Annotated in this window: 18 protein-coding genes; 3 read left to right on the top strand and 15 right to left on the bottom strand. The window is 63.3% G+C overall.

The window, feature by feature from the left end:
* Positions 1-2 precede the first annotated feature (2 nt).
* From FNU76_RS16625 to FNU76_RS16580, 10 genes are all read right to left on the bottom strand, one after another.
* Entirely contained in the window at positions 3-1,223 is a 1,221-nt protein-coding gene (locus tag FNU76_RS16625; RefSeq protein WP_144279226.1) for an EAL domain-containing response regulator, read from the bottom strand.
* A 71-nt stretch (positions 1,224-1,294) separates the two neighbouring features.
* Positions 1,295-2,413 carry a protein-glutamate methylesterase/protein-glutamine glutaminase gene (locus tag FNU76_RS16620; protein ID WP_144279225.1) on the bottom strand — a complete coding sequence of 373 codons (1,119 nt, stop codon included), beginning with the start codon at positions 2,411-2,413 and terminating at the stop codon, positions 1,295-1,297.
* A 13-nt stretch (positions 2,414-2,426) separates the two neighbouring features.
* Positions 2,427-2,933, bottom strand: a complete 507-nt coding sequence (locus FNU76_RS16615) for a chemotaxis protein CheD (protein ID WP_144279224.1) — start codon at positions 2,931-2,933, stop codon at positions 2,427-2,429.
* Entirely contained in the window at positions 2,930-3,808 is an 879-nt protein-coding gene (locus tag FNU76_RS16610) for a CheR family methyltransferase (protein ID WP_223879063.1), read from the bottom strand. Before FNU76_RS16610 ends, FNU76_RS16615 begins: the two co-directional genes overlap by 4 nt.
* Positions 3,783-4,319, bottom strand: coding sequence for a chemotaxis protein CheW (locus tag FNU76_RS16605; RefSeq protein WP_144279223.1), 537 nt, complete (start codon positions 4,317-4,319; stop codon positions 3,783-3,785). The genes FNU76_RS16610 and FNU76_RS16605 overlap by 26 nt, the downstream gene beginning before the upstream one ends.
* 16 nt (positions 4,320-4,335) lie before the next feature.
* Complete coding sequence (locus tag FNU76_RS16600; RefSeq protein ID WP_144279222.1) at positions 4,336-6,069, bottom strand: methyl-accepting chemotaxis protein; 1,734 nt, start codon at positions 6,067-6,069, stop codon at positions 4,336-4,338.
* Positions 6,066-8,270 (bottom strand): chemotaxis protein CheA, encoded by a 2,205-nt coding sequence (locus FNU76_RS16595; protein ID WP_144279221.1) that lies wholly within the window; start codon positions 8,268-8,270, stop codon positions 6,066-6,068. The genes FNU76_RS16600 and FNU76_RS16595 overlap by 4 nt, the downstream gene beginning before the upstream one ends.
* Positions 8,271-8,594, bottom strand: coding sequence for an STAS domain-containing protein (locus FNU76_RS16590; protein WP_144279220.1), 324 nt, complete (start codon positions 8,592-8,594; stop codon positions 8,271-8,273).
* Between the two features lie 4 nt (positions 8,595-8,598).
* On the bottom strand, positions 8,599-8,982 hold the full coding sequence (locus FNU76_RS16585; RefSeq protein ID WP_144279219.1) for a response regulator: 384 nt from the start codon (positions 8,980-8,982) through the stop codon (positions 8,599-8,601).
* 76 nt (positions 8,983-9,058) lie between these two features.
* A complete protein-coding gene (locus tag FNU76_RS16580; RefSeq protein ID WP_144279218.1) occupies positions 9,059-9,433 on the bottom strand; it encodes a hypothetical protein in 375 nt (124 codons plus the stop codon).
* 140 nt (positions 9,434-9,573) lie between these two features.
* Here FNU76_RS16580 and ompR point away from each other — a divergent pair, with 140 nt between their 5' ends.
* Positions 9,574-10,302, top strand: a complete 729-nt coding sequence (gene ompR / locus FNU76_RS16575; protein ID WP_144279217.1) for an osmolarity response regulator transcription factor OmpR — start codon at positions 9,574-9,576, stop codon at positions 10,300-10,302.
* Positions 10,303-10,311: 9 nt separating this feature from the next.
* Positions 10,312-11,643 (top strand): ATP-binding protein, encoded by a 1,332-nt coding sequence (locus FNU76_RS16570; RefSeq protein WP_144279216.1) that lies wholly within the window; start codon positions 10,312-10,314, stop codon positions 11,641-11,643.
* Between the two features lie 241 nt (positions 11,644-11,884).
* Here FNU76_RS16570 and FNU76_RS16565 read toward each other — a convergent pair whose 3' ends face one another.
* On the bottom strand, positions 11,885-12,727 hold the full coding sequence (locus tag FNU76_RS16565) for a phosphate/phosphite/phosphonate ABC transporter substrate-binding protein (RefSeq protein WP_144279215.1): 843 nt from the start codon (positions 12,725-12,727) through the stop codon (positions 11,885-11,887).
* 234 nt (positions 12,728-12,961) lie between these two features.
* Between FNU76_RS16565 and FNU76_RS16560 the strand changes: the two genes are divergently transcribed.
* Positions 12,962-13,729: an SDR family NAD(P)-dependent oxidoreductase gene (locus FNU76_RS16560; RefSeq protein WP_144279214.1), complete on the top strand. Its 768-nt coding sequence runs from the start codon at positions 12,962-12,964 to the stop codon at positions 13,727-13,729.
* Between the two features lie 83 nt (positions 13,730-13,812).
* Here FNU76_RS16560 and erpA read toward each other — a convergent pair whose 3' ends face one another.
* The 4 genes from erpA to argC all read right to left on the bottom strand — a co-directional run bounded on the left by erpA (position 13,813) and on the right by argC (position 16,471).
* Positions 13,813-14,163: an iron-sulfur cluster insertion protein ErpA gene (gene erpA / locus FNU76_RS16555; protein WP_144279213.1), complete on the bottom strand. Its 351-nt coding sequence runs from the start codon at positions 14,161-14,163 to the stop codon at positions 13,813-13,815.
* Positions 14,164-14,277: 114 nt separating this feature from the next.
* A complete protein-coding gene (locus FNU76_RS16550; protein WP_144279212.1) occupies positions 14,278-14,706 on the bottom strand; it encodes a bactofilin family protein in 429 nt (142 codons plus the stop codon).
* Positions 14,707-14,709: 3 nt separating this feature from the next.
* Positions 14,710-15,432 (bottom strand): DUF6776 family protein, encoded by a 723-nt coding sequence (locus tag FNU76_RS16545; RefSeq protein WP_144279211.1) that lies wholly within the window; start codon positions 15,430-15,432, stop codon positions 14,710-14,712.
* Between the two features lie 10 nt (positions 15,433-15,442).
* The gene (argC, locus tag FNU76_RS16540; RefSeq protein ID WP_144279210.1) at positions 15,443-16,471 is read right to left on the bottom strand and encodes an N-acetyl-gamma-glutamyl-phosphate reductase; all 1,029 of its coding nucleotides are present in this window, start codon (positions 16,469-16,471) and stop codon (positions 15,443-15,445) included.
* Between the last annotated feature and the right edge of the window lie 92 nt (positions 16,472-16,563).

Below are 16,563 nucleotides of genomic sequence, written 5' to 3'. Positions count from 1 at the left end.
GGCTATCCCATGCTTGGCCTGGGCGGACGCAGATGTTGCGTGCCCTGTTTGAGCCAGGTGGCCAAGGCATCGCCGGGAAGGGGTTTGGACACGTAGAAGCCCTGCACCACATCGCATCCCAGCAAGCGGATCAGCTGCCAATCGGATGGATTCTCCACCCCTTCGGCCACGGTGGTCAGATGCAATTTCTTGCCCATTTCGATCGTGCTTTGCAGCATCACATGCAGGTGCGGCTTCTCCGAGGCGCCGTGTACCAGCGAGCGATCGATCTTCAGTTCGGTGAACGGGATGCGCGATAGCTGCTGCATCGAGGAAAAGCCGGTGCCGAAATCGTCTATGCCCAGGCCAAAACCCTTGAGCCGCAGTCGCGCCAGGGTGCCTAGCGACAGGGCCAGATCCGACATCACCGCCGTTTCGGTGATTTCCAGTAGCAGGTACTTCGGTTCTATGCCGATGCGGCTGGTCACCGCGGCGACGCGGTCGGCCAGGTCTGGCGTGGAGAGCGAGCGGGCCGACAGGTTGACCGCGACGCTGATGGTCAGCCCGCGTGCATGCCATTCGCGCAGTTGCTTGAGCGAGGTTTCCAGCACGAAATCGGTCAATTCGTCGATCAGCCCGCCCTCCTCCGCCATGGGAATAAAGGAGGCCGGCGCAACCAGGCCCAATTCCGGATGCTGCCAACGCACCAGCGCTTCCACGCCACGCATTACGCCGGAGTGGGCGGTTACCTTGGGCTGGTAATGCATGACCAACTCGCGTTTGGCTACCGCGCGGCGCAGATCGCCGAGGCTGAAGCTGTACTGTGCTTCGCGCATTTGATCGGCCACCGCGCTCGGGCTGAAACGGGCGACCAGATCGGCCAGGCCGTCGTAGGAAAGGGGTTTTTGCGCAATGCCCAGCACGATCAGGCCATGTTCCTGCGCCATGGTTTCGACGGTCGAGAGAATGGTGGTCTCGCGGCTGGATACCACGATCAATGCGCTGGCCAGGCGCCGCTCGGCGATATGGCGGATCAGCTCGACACCGTCCATGTCCGGCATTTCCAGATCGGTGATCAGGATATCTGGCTTGGCATTGACGGCCAGCACCTCCAGGGCATGACGGCCATTCTCCGCTTCCAGCGTGTTTTTGATCCCCATATTGTCGAGCAGGTCGAGCGCGTGCAGACGCTGCACCGCGCTATCTTCCACCACCATCACCGCGAGTTCCGTGTTTACCGACATGCGCTTGGCCTTTGTACCGCAGCAGACAATATCAACGAACATTAATATAGCTTATTTTTGCCGCGGGCCGTTCACTTATCCATCCGTGTCCGGCCACGTTCGATCAGGGCGGGTATCTCGTTCAGCCCCGCGACCTGATCGACGCCACCCAGGCGGATCGCTTCCTTCGGCATGCCGAAGACGATGCAGCTGGCCTCGTCCTGGGCCAGGGTAGCGGAACCGCTGTCGCGCATTTCCTTCAGCCCCTTGGCGCCATCATCGCCCATGCCGGTCATGATGATGCCGAGCGCATTGCGGCCGGCGCTCTTGGCGGCGGAACGGAACAACACATCCACCGAGGGCCGGTGGCGGCTGACCAAGGGCCCGTCCACCACTTCCACGTAATAGTGGCCGGTGGCCCGTTTGACCAGCAGATGCTTGCCGCCGGGGGCGATCAAGGCTCGGCCCCGCTGCATGCGGTCGTTGTTCTGCGCTTCCTTGACCTCGATGCAACAGAGGCTATTGAGGCGATGGGCGAAAGTAGCGGTGAATTTTTCAGGCATATGCTGCACGATGGCCAAGGCCGGGCAATCGCTGCCCAGCGCCGGCAACACCTGTTCCAGTGCTTGTACGCCGCCGGTCGAGATGCCCAGCACCACGATGCGTTCGGTAACCCCGCTGAAGGGCGTGCCGTTAGGCGCCTCCAGGATGGCATCGGCGCTGAGTTTGGGTGAATTGATCTTTTCGGCCACGAAGCTTTGCGGTGCAGGCTTGGCCAGCGGCACGACCGGGCGCAAGAGCCGAAGCCGGCCGGTGGCGGCATAGGCGGCCCGCACGGCGGAAACCAGGTCGGCGGAGCTGTCCTGCAGAAAGTCGCGCACCCCGATGGAGGGTTTGGTAATGATGCCCAAGGCACCGTTGGACAAGGCTTCCAGCGTTACCGCCGCCCCTTTTTCGGTCAGGCTGGAACAGATCACCACCGGCGTGGGACGCTCGCTCATCAACTTCTTCAGGAAGGTGATGCCATCCATGCGTGGCATTTCGATATCCAGCACGATGACATCGGGCCAGGCCAGCTTCATGCGTTCCTGGGCAAAGATGGGGTCGGCCACGGCGCCGATGACCTTGATGTCGGCTTCCCGGCCCAGCTCTTCGCTGACGACCTGGCGCACCACGGCCGAGTCGTCGACGATCAGCACGCTGATGGGCATGGCTCCCCCTCACTTAGGACCGCTGTTTCGCCGCTTCTTCCGGAGGTGGCCGAAACCGCACCCAGACATCCCCGGTAGCGACATCGAACACGATATGACGGTGTCCCTTGCCGGCCAGGTGCTCGCGACTCAATCTGAAACCATTGTCGGCCAGCCAATGCTTGCCGAATTCGATATTGCGCTCGCCTACGGCGGGAAGCCGGGCACTTTCGGCCATCAGCATCTGTCCGCCACCGAACATCTTCACCACGTAGTCGGCCGGCAAGGTACCCGCCGAGTGAATATAGCGCATGGCTTGCTGGAAAGCCTCCTCCGCATAGCGGCCGTCCAGCGGCCCATCGTCGCGCGGGTGGCCCTGCGGCCGTTGGGGCAGCAGGTAGTGGCACATGCCGCCGAGGCGACGGGTGGGGTGCCACCAGGTGATGGCGACGCACGACCCCAGCAAGGTGCGGATGCGCGTTTCCCGGTCACCGAAATAAACCTCGCCGGGTTGTAGAAAGATGTCGATCTGAAAGTTCATCGTATCTTCCGGTAGATGGTCGGGGCGATCATTTCAAGCTCGCAAGGCGTGCCGATCAGCGACTCCGAATGCCCCACCACCAGCCAGCCGCCCGGCTTGAGCGTGGCGGCCACGGCATTCACGACCCGGCGCTTGGTGGGCGAATCGAAATAGATAATGACGTTGCGCAGGAACACCGCATCGAAGCGACCCATCTCGGGCAAGGGTTCGATCAGGTTGATCGGCAGCAGCCGGACCCGCTGGCGCAAGGCCTTGTCCACCAGCAGTTGGCCCATATAGTCGCCGGTGCCGCGCAGGCAATGGCGTTTGAGGCAATCGGGGGGAATGTGGTGGGCACGTTCCATCGGATACAGCCCGCGCCGTCCGACGGCCAGCATCCGGCTGGAGATATCCGAGCCGATCACCTCCCATGGTGCATTGCCTCCCAGGCCGTCGGCCAGGGTCATGGCCAGGCTATAGGCTTCCTCGCCGCTGGCGCAGGCGGCGCTCCAGACGCGCATGGGCTGTCCTCGGCAGGCAGGCAGCAACTGCTCGCGCAAGGCATCGAAATGTTTAGGCTCGCGAAAGAAATAGGTTTCGTTGGTGGTGATCAGGTCGATGGCGAGCTGCCGCTCCTCCTGCTCGCCGCCATCGGCGATCAAGCGGTAGTAATCGGCGTAACTGACTATGCCGCGCGCCCTCAGGCGCTTGGCCAGCCGGCCGGACAGCATGGCCATCTTGATGGGCGCGAGATGGATGCCGGTCAGGCGTTCCACCAGTGCCTGATAGAGCGGAAATTCGTCCTCCGCCATCTGCACCAGGCCAAAATCATACGCTGGGATCAGTGCCGGTGCGGCCTCCATCTCGCGTTCATTTCTCCGGTCGGGTCGCGTCATCGCCCACCAACAGGGCCATCTCATCGATGGACAGCACATGCTCCAAAGCCAGCACGATCACAAAGCGGCCGTCCAACTTACCCATGCCGCGAATAAATTCGGCCCGCAGCTGGGCGCCGAATGCCGGTGCGGGTTCGATCGCATCGGCCGGCAGATCCAGTACCTCATCGACCGCATCGACGATCACGCCCAGATCGAGCCAGTCATCGTCGGCCTGCACCTCGACAATGATGATGCAACTGCGCTTGCCGATATCGGTGGCCGGCCGGCCGAACCGGACCGCCAGATCGATCACCGGCACCACCGCTCCGCGCAGATTGATCACGCCGCGCAGAAAGCGCGGCATCATCGGCACCTCGGTCAGCCCGCCGTATTCGATGATTTCCTTGATATGCAGGATATCCAGCGCATAGGTCTCGCCGGCCAACCGAAAGGTCAGGTACTGCGGCTGCTCGACCGGTTCGACGATGGCGGCCTTGGCGCGGCGATGGGCGGAAATCGCGTGACTCATGGGCTGGCTCCGACATTCAGAAGCGAACAAACTGGGTTTCGTCCACCGGCTTGGCCGCTTGCTGCGGCAAGTCCCGGGCCGGGGGCTTCAATACGGGTACGGCCGCCGGCAGGGTTGGCGGCAAAGCCTTGCCTGGACCGGGCACGGCCACCGGACGGACAGCGGCGGCTTGCCCGCGCAGCGTGAATCCGTCGGTCAGCTCCTTCAAACGCCTGGCATGGGCATGCAATTCCTCGGCGGTGGCGGACAGCTCCTGCGCAGCAGCCGAGTTGGACTGGGTAGCCTGGCTGAAATGGTCGATGGCCCCGCTGATCTGGCGTATGCCCACCGCCTGTTCACTACCGGCGCTATTGATTTCTCCCACCAGCTCCGCCGTACGCCGAATCTCGGGCAAGACGCTGTCGAGCAGCGCGCCGGCATGGGCGGCGAGCGTGTCGGACTCTTGTGCCAGGCCACCGATCTCGCGGGCCGCCGCCTGGCTGCGTTCGGCCAGCTTGCGCACCTCCTGCGCCACCACGGCGAAACCCTTGCCGTGCTGGCCGGCGCGCGCCGCCTCGATGGCAGCGTTCAGTGCCAACAGATTGGTCTGGTAGGCGATATCGTCGATCACGCTGATCTTGCGGGCGATCTGCCGCATCGATTGCACCGAGGCCGTCACTGCCTGGCCGCCTTCGCTGGCCACCTTGGCGGCGCGGCCAGCCAGGATGTCCGTCTCGGCGGCATGGTCGGCGCTTTGCGCCAGCGTGGCGCTGATCTGCTCCAGCGAAGCCCCGGTCTGTTCGATCGCCGCCGACTGCTGGGTGGCCGTCTGCGACAGCGATGCGACCGAGGATTCCACCTGGGCGGAAATCCGCAGGTTGGCGGTCGCCACCTCGCTCAGTTCCCCGACCACCATGGCCAGCTGGCGGTTCATGCCCACCAACGCGGCCATCAGACTGTCCTCGTCACCCGGCCGTAAAACCACTTCATGGGTAAGATTGCCGGCGGTGACACAGCGCGCCAGCTGGGCCGCCTGTTCCGGCTCGCCGCCCAGCAGGCGGGTCAGGTAGCGCGCCAGCATCAAGCCCAGCAATACGGCGGCACTGAAACCCAGCAGTACCAAGATCAGCGTGGTCCGGCGCAGCGTGCTCAGGTACTCGGTATTGACCTGGACGCCGTGGGCGATATGCCGGGCATCCAGCTCGCCGGCGCGGCCGAGGCTATCCTCCAGCGCCGCGAAAGCGCGATCCGCCTCACCGCCGGGCAGAAGCGCCACGCCGCCATCCGGCGCACCGTCGCGGCTGGCTTGCACGGCATGTTCGGCCAAGCCGATATAAGCCGGCCAGCGTTGGTCCAGCTCGGCCATCATGGTGTGTTCGTCGGCGTCGTCGGTAGTAGCCCGATAGCGCTCCATGCTTTCCTGGAATTGGCGCTTGGCGACCACCAACCGATCTTGCAAGGCGGCGCGCATACCGGGATCACCCGCTGCGGGATTTCCCGCCACGGGGATGCCCGCCACGGGGACGCCTGCCGCAGGGACGCCTGCCGCCACGACATCCCGCAGCAGGCGGCGGTGCTGCAGGGCAGCCACGTGAGCGTTGGACAGGTCCAGCGCTGCCAGCATATGGTCGCGGTACATCAAGCGCAGCCGGCTATCCGCCTCGCCCAGGCCGCGTACCGCGAGCTGGCCGATCACAGCCAGGATCAATGCCATCAGGCCAAAGGCCAGCAGCAGTTTGCGAAATACCGACAATTGCCTAAGCCATCTCACGATCCGCCGTCCTCCTGCATGCTGGGCCGGCGCGCTTCGCGCGCGGCGATCCGGGCGACCTTGCGGCGCTCGTCCGAAGCCGCACGGCCGATCAGGTCCGGGACATCGAGTATCAATGCCACCGCACCGCTGCCTAGAATGGTCGAGCCGGCCAGTCCTTTCACGCCACGAAACAGCTGGCCCAGCGGCTTGATCACCGCCTGCAATTCGCCTTCCAGGCTATCGACCACCAAACCGGCCCGCTTGCTGCCGTACTGCACCACCACTACGGACCGGCGTGCCGCCGGTGGCGCATCGACTTCGAACAGCTCGCGCAAGGGCAGGTAAGGCAAGACTTCACCGCGTAGATTCAGGTAATGCTGGCGGCTGATCGATTCTGTCGGCAGATCCAGGCATTCCAGCACCATATCAAGCGGAATGACGAAACTCACCGGGCCGACGCTGACGCGGAAACCGTCGATGATGGCCAGGGTCAAGGGCATGCGCAGCCGCACCACGGTACCTTCGCCATCGGTCGAGTCGATCTCGATATTGCCCTTGAGGGCTTCGATATTGCGCTTGACCACATCCATGCCCACGCCCCGGCCGGATAGGTTGGTGACGGTCTCGGCCGTGGAAAAACCCGGTTCGAACACCAGCTGCAGGACCTGCTGGTCGGTCAGCACCTCATCCGCATCGATCAGATGACGCTCCACCGCGCGGGCGCGGATGCGCTCGCGGTTCATGCCGCCGCCGTCGTCCCCCACCTCGATCACCACGCTGCCGGACTCGTGGTAGGCATTGAGCCAGACCGTGCCGTAATCGGCTTTGCCGCGGATGCGCCTGGCGTCGCGGGCTTCGATGCCATGATCGATGGCATTGCGGACCAGATGCAACAAGGGATCGCTCAATCTGTCCACCATGGACTTGTCCAGCTCGGTTTCCTCGCCGGCCAACTCCAGCTGGATATCCTTGCCCAGCTCGCGCGAGGCATCGCGCACCACGCGGGGAAAACGGCTGAAAATCTCGCCTACCGGCACCATGCGCAGCGATAGTGCTTCATCGCGGATGCGCTCGACCAATTCGCCCAGGGTGCTGATGGTCTCGATCAAGACGCTGTTGCCGCTTTGGCCGGCCGACAACTGGGCGGCCGCACCCGAGATCACCAGTTCGCCAACCAGGTCGATCAGTGTATCCAGCCTGCCGGCATCGACCCTGACCACCCGATGCTCGCGGGTCTTTTGTGCAGCGTGTTCGCGCTGCTTGTCCAAGGCCGCCGCCACCGCCTGGGCGGGCACCAGCCCTTCCTCCACCAATAGGCTGCCCAGCGGCCGGTGCTCGCCCGCTTCCAGGCTGTCGCGCTGCATGCCCAATACTTCGTCCAGTTCGAACGGCGTCAAGGCGCCGCCGCGAACCAGGATTTCGCCCAGCCTGGACATGCCCTCGGGGCTCTCCTTGATCAGGCGGATAAACTCGGCGATATGCGCGTGCGGCGGGAGGATGCGGACCGTGCTGTCGTCGCGGATGAACTCGAATACGTTCTCTATCGTCAGCTTGTCGACATTCGGGCCGGCGTGGAACTCGATTTCGAAACCCAGATAGCAGCTTTCCGGGTCCATCTGCTCCGGCTCGGGCAAGGCATCGTACAAGGTGGTCAGATAGACGATACGCCCCAGCGAAGCGAGGTAGCGGATAAAGGAAATGGGCTCCATGCCGTTGCGCAGGACATCCGGACTGAACCGCAAGGAGATATGCCAATGGTCGGACGACACGACGTGGTCACCATCACCCGCCACCTCCCACTGCGGCGTGGGCGGCACGCCCAGCGCAATCGCGACCGGTTTGGCCATATAGCCGCGCAGTCCATCTTCCAGGACGGCTGCGGCGGGCGCCGGCACTCGGTCCCGCACGGCATCCACCAAGGCTTCCACATGGTCGCGGCAGGCGAACAGCAACTCGATCAGGCCGGAATTGATCGCCAGTTCGCCATCGCGCAAACGGTCCAATACGCTTTCGCACAGGTGGGTAAAGGCGACGATCTCGCTCAAACCGAACAGCCCGGCCGATCCTTTGATGGTATGTGCGGCACGGAACATCGCATTGATATGCTCGGCACGCTCCGCATCGGCCGAATTCTCCACCGCCAGCAGGGCCGTTTCCATGGCCGCCAGGAGTTCGTTGCACTCCTCGAAGAAAACCTGTCTGGCGGCATCGAGATCCATTTATGTCCCGCCGCTGGAAATCAGTACCGGATCGCCGAATACGCCGGCCATATTGTAGAGATCGATAACGGCCAGCACCGCCTTGCTATGGCCATTGAAGCGCAATGGCTTGCCCTGGCGGGTGGCTTCGCGCTTGAGCAAGAGCAAGAGCTGAATACCGGCGGTGTCGAATTCCACCACCCCTGACAAGTCCACTTCCAGCTCTTGCGCCTGTGTCAGCTCCTGAAGCAGGCGCGCCTTGGCCTCGACGGCAGCGTAGATCGTAAACGGCCCGACGATGCACAGCGTGCAACAATCCTGCTGGTAGCTTGCGGAGATGGCCATGGCATTAGGGCAGTATCAACTTGGCCACCGCCTTCAGCATCTGTTCGGGCTGAAATGGCTTGACCACCCAGGCCTTGGCACCCGCCATCTGGCCTTCGATCTTCTTGTCCTCCTGCGCCTCGCTGGTCAGCATGATGATGGGCGTGAAGCGGTAGTCCGCCAATTGCTTGACCGCGCGGACAAAGGCGATGCCATCCATGTTCGGCATATTGACATCGGAAATGATCAGATGGATGCGGCGGCCATCGAGCCTGGCCAGCCCTTCTCGGCCATCGGCCGCTTCGATGACGTCATAGCCCGCGCTGACCAGTGCGATATGCACCACCTGGCGCAGGCTCGGCGAGTCGTCGACGATAAGCACGGTTTTCCTGGAATCGGTGGCAGTCATGGAGAGCAGGCCAGGTTAAGCGATCAATCCATTGTAGTGCAGTGATGCCGCCGCCTGCCAAGGCCGAAAAAAACGCTCAACTGGCCGGGGTCTGGACCATGCGTGGCGGTAGCGCCGGCGGAGCAACTACCGGCGGCGGGACAGTGGCCCCTTCTTCTTCCCGCGACCGCTCCAGGCGCTGGCGCCAATACTCCACACGCTGCCGGTGCATTTCCAGCCGTTGCCGCAGCAAGGCCGCCTCGGCCGGTGTCAGGTCGCCGCGCTCCACCGCCTCCCGGATACGGGCCTCGCGATGCAGGAATCGCTGCTGCATACGCTCGGCTGCCCGCTCGTGCATCTCGGCCGGCGGCACGTTAGGCATCGGCGGCGGCGGCCCGGCCAGTGCGGCGGACAGCGCGAATGTCAGCAGGAGCGTGGGGACGGCGCGGAACATGGCTGGCTTGGAGAACATGACGGTATGGATGGAAGCTTACGCCCGCGCGAAGGCGTTGATGGCCGCAATTGTAAACGGGCGCGACAAACGCGCCTCGCCGCAAAGCTTATTTACATCTGTCGCTGGCGGGCTGTCTGACAATCGCTACACTGGCGCTCATGCATACCGCCGCACCGAAAAAAATCCTGCTGATCGACGATGATCCACGCCTGCGCGACCTGGTCCAGCGCTATCTGCACGAACAGGGTTTCCTGGTCGATGCCTTCGAGGATGCCAGCCGCCTGGAAGCCAGGCTGCAACGCAACCGGCCGCAATTGGTACTGCTGGATCTGATGCTGCCCGGCGAGGACGGCCTGGCGGTATGCCGCAAGCTGCGCGCCACCGGCGACAATATTCCCATCATCATGCTGACCGCCCGTGGCGACGATATCGATCGCATCATCGGCCTCGAAATGGGTGCGGACGACTATCTGCCCAAACCCTTCAATCCACGTGAACTGCTGGCCCGCATCAACGCCGTGCTACGCCGGCACAAGGAGCCTTCGGCGCTGGCCGCGCCCTTGACCGAAGGCGAGGTCTTCGAGTTCGGGCCTTTCACGCTGGAAATCGCCAACCGCAAGCTGATGCGCAATGGCGAAAGCATTCCCCTGACCAATGCCGAATTCGCCCTGCTACGGGTATTCGCCGCCCACCCGCGCTCGCCGCTATCGCGTGAACGCCTGATGGAGCTGGCGCGTGGGCGCGAGCATGAGGCCTTCGACCGCAGCATCGATGTGCAGGTGTCGCGGCTGCGAAAGCTGATCGAAGATAATTCGGCCGAGCCGCGCTACCTGCAGACGGTATGGGGATTCGGCTATGTCTTCGTACCGGACGGCAGTGAGCGCTAGCGAAATCCCATGCGGCTGCAGCGACTGTTTCCACAAACCATTTTTTGGCGGCTCACCTGGCTGACCGCGCTGGCGCTCGGTTTCAGCGTCGCCTTCGCCGTCACCCTGTATGGCTACAACCGGCAGCAGATGATCGCTTCGCAGGTGACCGAGCAGGTCGGCGAAGTATTGGCCGATCTGGAAGACCGGCTGGATGGCCTGAGCCCGGCCGAGCAAGCCGAGTGGCTGGCGCTCAATCGCCGCCCCTATGCGCCGCATCTGCTCCCGCTGGATAGTCCGCAAGCTCCCCCCGCCGCCGCTCCCCGGGGCCGATTGGCCAGCGCCATTGCCGTGGCGCTGGCGCAGCGGCAGATCGGCCGGGGCGACGTGCGCGAGTCGCGACGGCCGAAGCGGCAGCTCTGGGTCAAGGTCGAGATGCTGGGTCAGCCGAAGTGGCTGGTGATTCCGCTGGGACGATTCAAATCCGATTCGCACTGGCCGCTGGCGGCCAGTGCCGCCGTCTTCACGCTGGCCGCGCTGGCCGTCGCCGCGCTTTTCGCCTGGCGCATCAACCGGCCCTTGCGCGAACTGCAGGCCGCTGCCGGCCAGCTGGGGCGGGGCGAGTTGCCACAGGCCCTGCCCGAGGTGGGTCCTTCGGAGCTGAAGGCGCTGTCCGCCAGTTTCAACCGCATGCTGGCCGACCTGGCGGCCAATGAACGCGAGCGCAGCGTCATGCTGGCCGGTATCTCGCACGATGTGCGCACCCCCTTGGCGCGCTTGCGCCTGGGCGTGGAGATGATGCACGACGAATCCTTGCGCGCCGGCATGATAGAAGATGTCGGGGATATCGAACGTATCCTCGGTCAATTCATCGACTTCACCCGTGGGGCCGGTAGCGAGGAATTGCAGGCATGCGATCCGGCCGAACTGGCGCGTAGCCTGGTCGCCCGCTATGCCCGCAGCGGTTGTGAAGTGGAACTGGACCTGGCCGATGAGCTGCCCTTGGCATGGCTACGGCCGCTGGCGCTCAGCAGGGCCTTGGGCAATCTGATCGACAACGCCCGCCGCTATGGCGCCGAGCCGATACGTCTCGAAGTCCAGCTCGAGGCCCGGCAACTCTGTTTCGTCGTCATCGACCATGGCCCTGGCATCCCCGCCGAGCAGCTGGATACCGTGCTGCAACCCTTCCAGCGCCTGGATAGCGCCCGCCGCGCCGACGGCGGCAGCGGGCTGGGCCTGGCCATCGTCGAACGGGTGGCCCAGCAGCACGGCGGCAAGCTGCACTTGGCCAACCGGGACGCTGGCGGACTGCGGGTAACGCTATCCCTACCGTTGCGGCAAGGCCCCGCCATCCTGCTCTAGGGAAACACTTATTAAAAGCGCCAACGAGCGAAGCGAGGCTCCCTCGCGGCGGGTGCGTGGTTGTAGGTGCCGAAGGCGCCTTACAACCACGGCCTACTCCTTGCGGGTGCGAGGGCGGGGGGAGTCGGGCTAAATCAAGCGAGGGGACCGTTAATATGTCACGAATCGTTAACGCACGGCTGTGCCGGGCGGTGAGCTGCGGCTCGAGTACGCGCAATATTTCAGTGCATCCCTAACGCGATCAGATCGGGCCGCCCAGCCAATTCACCACCGACAGATAGTCCGCCGGCTTGGCGGTGACCAGCTCCACCAGGCTGGCGTCTTGCAAGGCTTTCTTGCCGGTAGGGCTCTGCGACAGCGTCAGCAAGGTTTCCTGCAAGGTCTTGGCTTCGCCTGCGCTCAGGCGCGGACCGGCCAGGAAGGACCAGTTGGGCAGTACCCGGCTCTTCACCGCCATGACCACGCCGCCCTTCTTGGCCCAGTCCTTGGCCGCCTTGGAGTTGGAAGTCAGCACGCCGACATCGCTGAGCTGGCTTTCCACGCCGAACAGAATGGCTTCCTGCTGGCTGGTGGGCTGCGCCACCACATCTTCCGGTTTCATGCCGGCATCGCGCAGCATGGCATAAGCCACCCTGGTCAGATCGCTCTGGGCATCGGGCATGGCCACGCGCTTGCCGCGCAGATCGCGCAGGGAGGCGTATTGGCTGCCGGCCGGTGCGATAAATACCACCTGCTTGCTGCCTTCGTTGGCGGCCAGCAATTTGTATTGTTCGTCACGGATCGCCCAGCCGGCGATATAGCTGGTGCGGGTGTAGACCAGTTCGCAATCGCCTTGCTTGACCGTTTGGAGCAGGGCGTTAAAGCTCAGTACGCGGATCTTGACCGGCCGCTCCAGCGCCTTGCCGATTTCATCGCCCAGTGCGCGATAGCGGTCGCGTACCTGGGCCAGGTCTGCCTGGCCCGAGCTACCTTCAGCCACGGCCATGCACAGTGGTGCCTTTTCGGCAGCTTGAACCGGCGCGGCCATGACCACGCCACCGAGTAGGACGGCGACCAGATTGCGCGCCTGCTTGCTCCATTCCATTGGGATATTCCTAAGCAAAGGGCGCGATTCTGCGGCAATGTCAGCTTCGTGTAATCTGTGGGTATCCCTTATTAATTAGTAAGATAGCAGCGCCAGGCCGCACCACTTCCATTTACGTCAACGTAAATGAAGCCGGATGCTCTATATTGCCGAAATTCGAGAAACCGGCCGAAAAGCAGGGCCAAGGCCTTGCCCATTGCAAATTCAAACCATTCCAACAAGGAGACAAGCAAGATGCAAATCAAGGAAAGTGTATTTCTCGTCAGCGGCGGCGCCTCTGGACTGGGCGCGGCCGTAGCACGCATGGCGGTGGCCAGCGGCGCCAAGGTGGTCATGGTCGATCGCAATGCCGAAGCCGGGAACGCCCTGGCTGCGGAACTAGGCGAGCGGGCCGCGTTCGCCGCCGCCGATGTCGGTGACGAAGCAGCCTGCCGCGCCGCCATCGCCTTGGCCAAGTCGCGCTTTGGCCGCCTCGACGTGCTGGTGAACTGCGCCGGTATCGTACATGGCGAAAAAGTGGTCGGCCGCGAAGGCGCCCACGCCCTGGATGCGTTCCGCCGGGTGATCGACGTCAACCTGGTCGGTAGCTTCAATCTGCTGCGCCTGGCCGCCGAGTTGATGAGCACGCAAACGCCCAATGCCGGCGGAGAACGTGGCGTCATCATCAACACCGCCTCAGTCGCCGCCTTTGACGGCCAGATCGGCCAATGCGCCTATGCCGCCTCCAAGGCCGCCATCGCCGGCATGACCTTGCCCGCGGCGCGTGAATTGGCTCGCTTCGGCATCCGCGTCATGACCATCGCGCCCGGCATCTTCAAGACGCCCATGATGGCCAGCCTGCCTGAGGAAGTACAACATAGCCTCGGTGCCAACGTGCCCTTCCCCTCCCGCATGGGCGAGCCGGATGAATATGCCCAGCTGGTCGCCGCCATTGTCGGCAATGCCATGCTCAATGGCGAGGTGATCCGCCTGGACGGCGCGCTACGTATGCAGCCGAAATAAAAAATCCCGTCCGTTTCGGCAAGGGCCGGGAGGGACGGGATTTCTGTACGCCCACCACCGTCGCGAGACGGTGGTGCATCCGATTACACCGAGAAGGACGACCCGCAGCCGCAGGTGGAGCTGGCGTTGGGGTTCTTGATGGTGAATTGCGATCCTTCGATGCTTTCCACGTAATCGATCTCAGCGCCGACCAGGTACTGGTAGCTCATCGGATCGACCAGCAAGGTGACGCCGTTCTTGGTGAACGGGGTGTCGTCCTCGTTGGTGATTTCGTCGAAGGTAAAACCGTACTGGAAGCCGGAACAGCCACCGCCCGTGACGAAAACGCGCAGCTTGAGATCCGGGTTCCCCTCTTCCGCGATCAGATCGGCCACCTTGGCGGCGGCGTTATCGGTAAAAACAAAGGGGGTTTCGACTTCTACGGCTGCGTTCATGGCGGGTACTCCAACAGATTCAATGAATTAACCAGCAATTATCCGCGCTATTTCTTGCTTTGTTAAGGCGCTTCGGAAAAAGCCGGAATCAGGCGGTCAATCATCTAGATGGGGTCACTCGGCAATACTTTCAACCGCCGGCTGGTTTGGCTTGGCAATCTTGGGCACTTGCTGCTCCTTGCCGGCCAGATGGATAAGCTGGCCCGACACCACTGCACCGGGATGCATTTCCAGGGTCTGGTAGTGCACATCGCCCAGCACGTGGCATTTGGCCTGCAGCTCCAGGTAATGGGCGGCGTAGATCGGCCCTTCCACGGTGCCGTTCAATACCAGGTGTCCTACCCTGACCGTGCCATTGATACGAGCCTTCTCGCTGACCACCAGGGTGCTTTGCTTATCGTCCGCATCGGCGGTGACATTGCCCACCACCTCGCCATCCACCCGCAAGCCGCCGGTAAAGGTCAGGTTGCCGGTGATGCGGGTTTCCAGTCCGATCAGGCTGTCTATGCGGTTGGTTGCTTTTTGTTTATTGTTCCCGAACACGGATTATCCTTTCACATCATAGATGCGTGACAGCCGGACACGGCTGTCGCCGGCCGCATACACGCGCAATTCCACCTGTTTGAGCTTCGCGTCTACGGGTAGCTCGGTTTCCTTCTCCAACTGCGTAAAGCGCGAAACTGCCAACTGCAACCTCGGGGATGGCCAGTTTACCGTCTCTCTACGGCCTGCTCTTTCGAAAACCAGGCGGAAATCGGCTTCGCCGCGGAACGGCTCCTGGCTGGACTGGCCCTGCACCAGGGTGGCGCGCAGGCGGTAGTGGCCCGGCGTCAGCGCCTCGACCCGCAGCTGATCGATGGCCAGCGCCGGGGCACGGTCGGTCTTGGTCAGCAGCGACTCATAGAAAGCGATCTGCTCGCGCAGTGCACCATTGTCGGTCTGCAATTGGGATATTTGTTTGGATAGCGTATCGCGGGTGGCCATTTCCAGACGCAATTGCTGTTCCAGGTTCATGGCGCGCTGGCGGGACTCCGCCAATTCAGCCACGGCGCGCCCTGCCTGCAATGAGGCACCCCGCACTGCCAGCAGGGTCTCCCGGCTCTGCCTTCCTTCGTTTTCGCCATAGCGGTAGACCGCCAGCCCACCACCCAGCAACACCGCCAGCAGGAGCACCGCCAGCCCAAGCTGGGCATACCAGGAAAGATGCCGCTTGACCGCCAGCTTGGCGGTGGCTAGATGGTTACCGCGTCGCTTCCAGCGCCCTATCATCGCGGCGCGCTTACGGCAGCAAGGGGACGATATCCAGGCCTTGCCCCTCGGGCAGGCCGAACATCAGGTTCATATTCTGGATGGCTTGGCCGGCGGCGCCCTTGACCAGGTTGTCGATCACCGACAGCACCACCACGGTATCGCCGCCTTGCGGCCGGTGCACCGCGATCCGACAGGTGTTGCCACCCCGTACGGAACGGGTCTCGGGCAAGCTGCCGGCCGGCATGACATCGACGAATCGCTCTTGCGCGTAACGCTGCTCGAACAGGGCTTGCACATCGACATCCCGGTTCAGGCGAGCGTACAAGGTCGCATGAATGCCGCGGATCATGGGGGTCAGATGCGGCACGAAGGTCAGCCCTATCGGAGCGCCGCCGGCACTCGCCAAACCCTGCCTGATTTCCGGCAGATGGCGGTGTCCCGCTACCCCGTAAGCCTTGAAATTATCGCCGGCCTCGCAAAGTAAGGCATGCACCTCCGCCTTGCGCCCCGCGCCCGACACGCCCGATTTGCAATCGGCGATCAAGCTCTCGGCATTCACCACGCCCGCCTCGATCAAAGGCAGGAAGCCCAACTGCACCGCCGTGGGGTAGCAACCGGGATTGGCGATCAAGCGCGCCTGCCGGATCGCCTCGCGGTTGACTTCCGGCAGGCCATAGACCGCCTCGGCCACCAGGGCCGGGCTGGCGTGGCTCATGCCATACCATTTCTCCCATTCGGCAACGTCCCGGATACGGAAATCGGCTGCCAGGTCGATGACCCGCACGCCGGCATCCAGGAGGGCGGTCGCCTCGCTCATGGCAATGCCGTTCGGGGTGGCGAAGAACACCACGTCGCACTGCTGCAGCTGTGCGTCCTGCGGCGTGGAAAAAGCCAGGTCGACATGGCCGCGCAGGCTGGGATACATCTCGGCTACCGGCATGCCGGCTTCCTTGCGCGAAGTGATCGCGTGCAAGCTGACGCCATCGTGACGCGCCAGCAAGCGCATCAACTCCACGCCGGTGTAACCGGTACCGCCGACTATGCCTACCTTGACCATGATCGTACCCCTCCTACCCGAGCCTGGGCTCGGGGCAATTGTTTGTTGCGCGACACCCGGCGCGCTCGGGGCGATGATACATCGATTCGCCA

This window comes from Chitinimonas arctica (assembly GCF_007431345.1).
GTDB classification, from domain to species: Bacteria; Pseudomonadota; Gammaproteobacteria; order Burkholderiales; family Chitinimonadaceae; genus Chitinimonas; species Chitinimonas arctica.
Note: the sequence above shows the minus strand (reverse complement) of the source record. Positions and strands in the feature narration are given on the sequence as shown.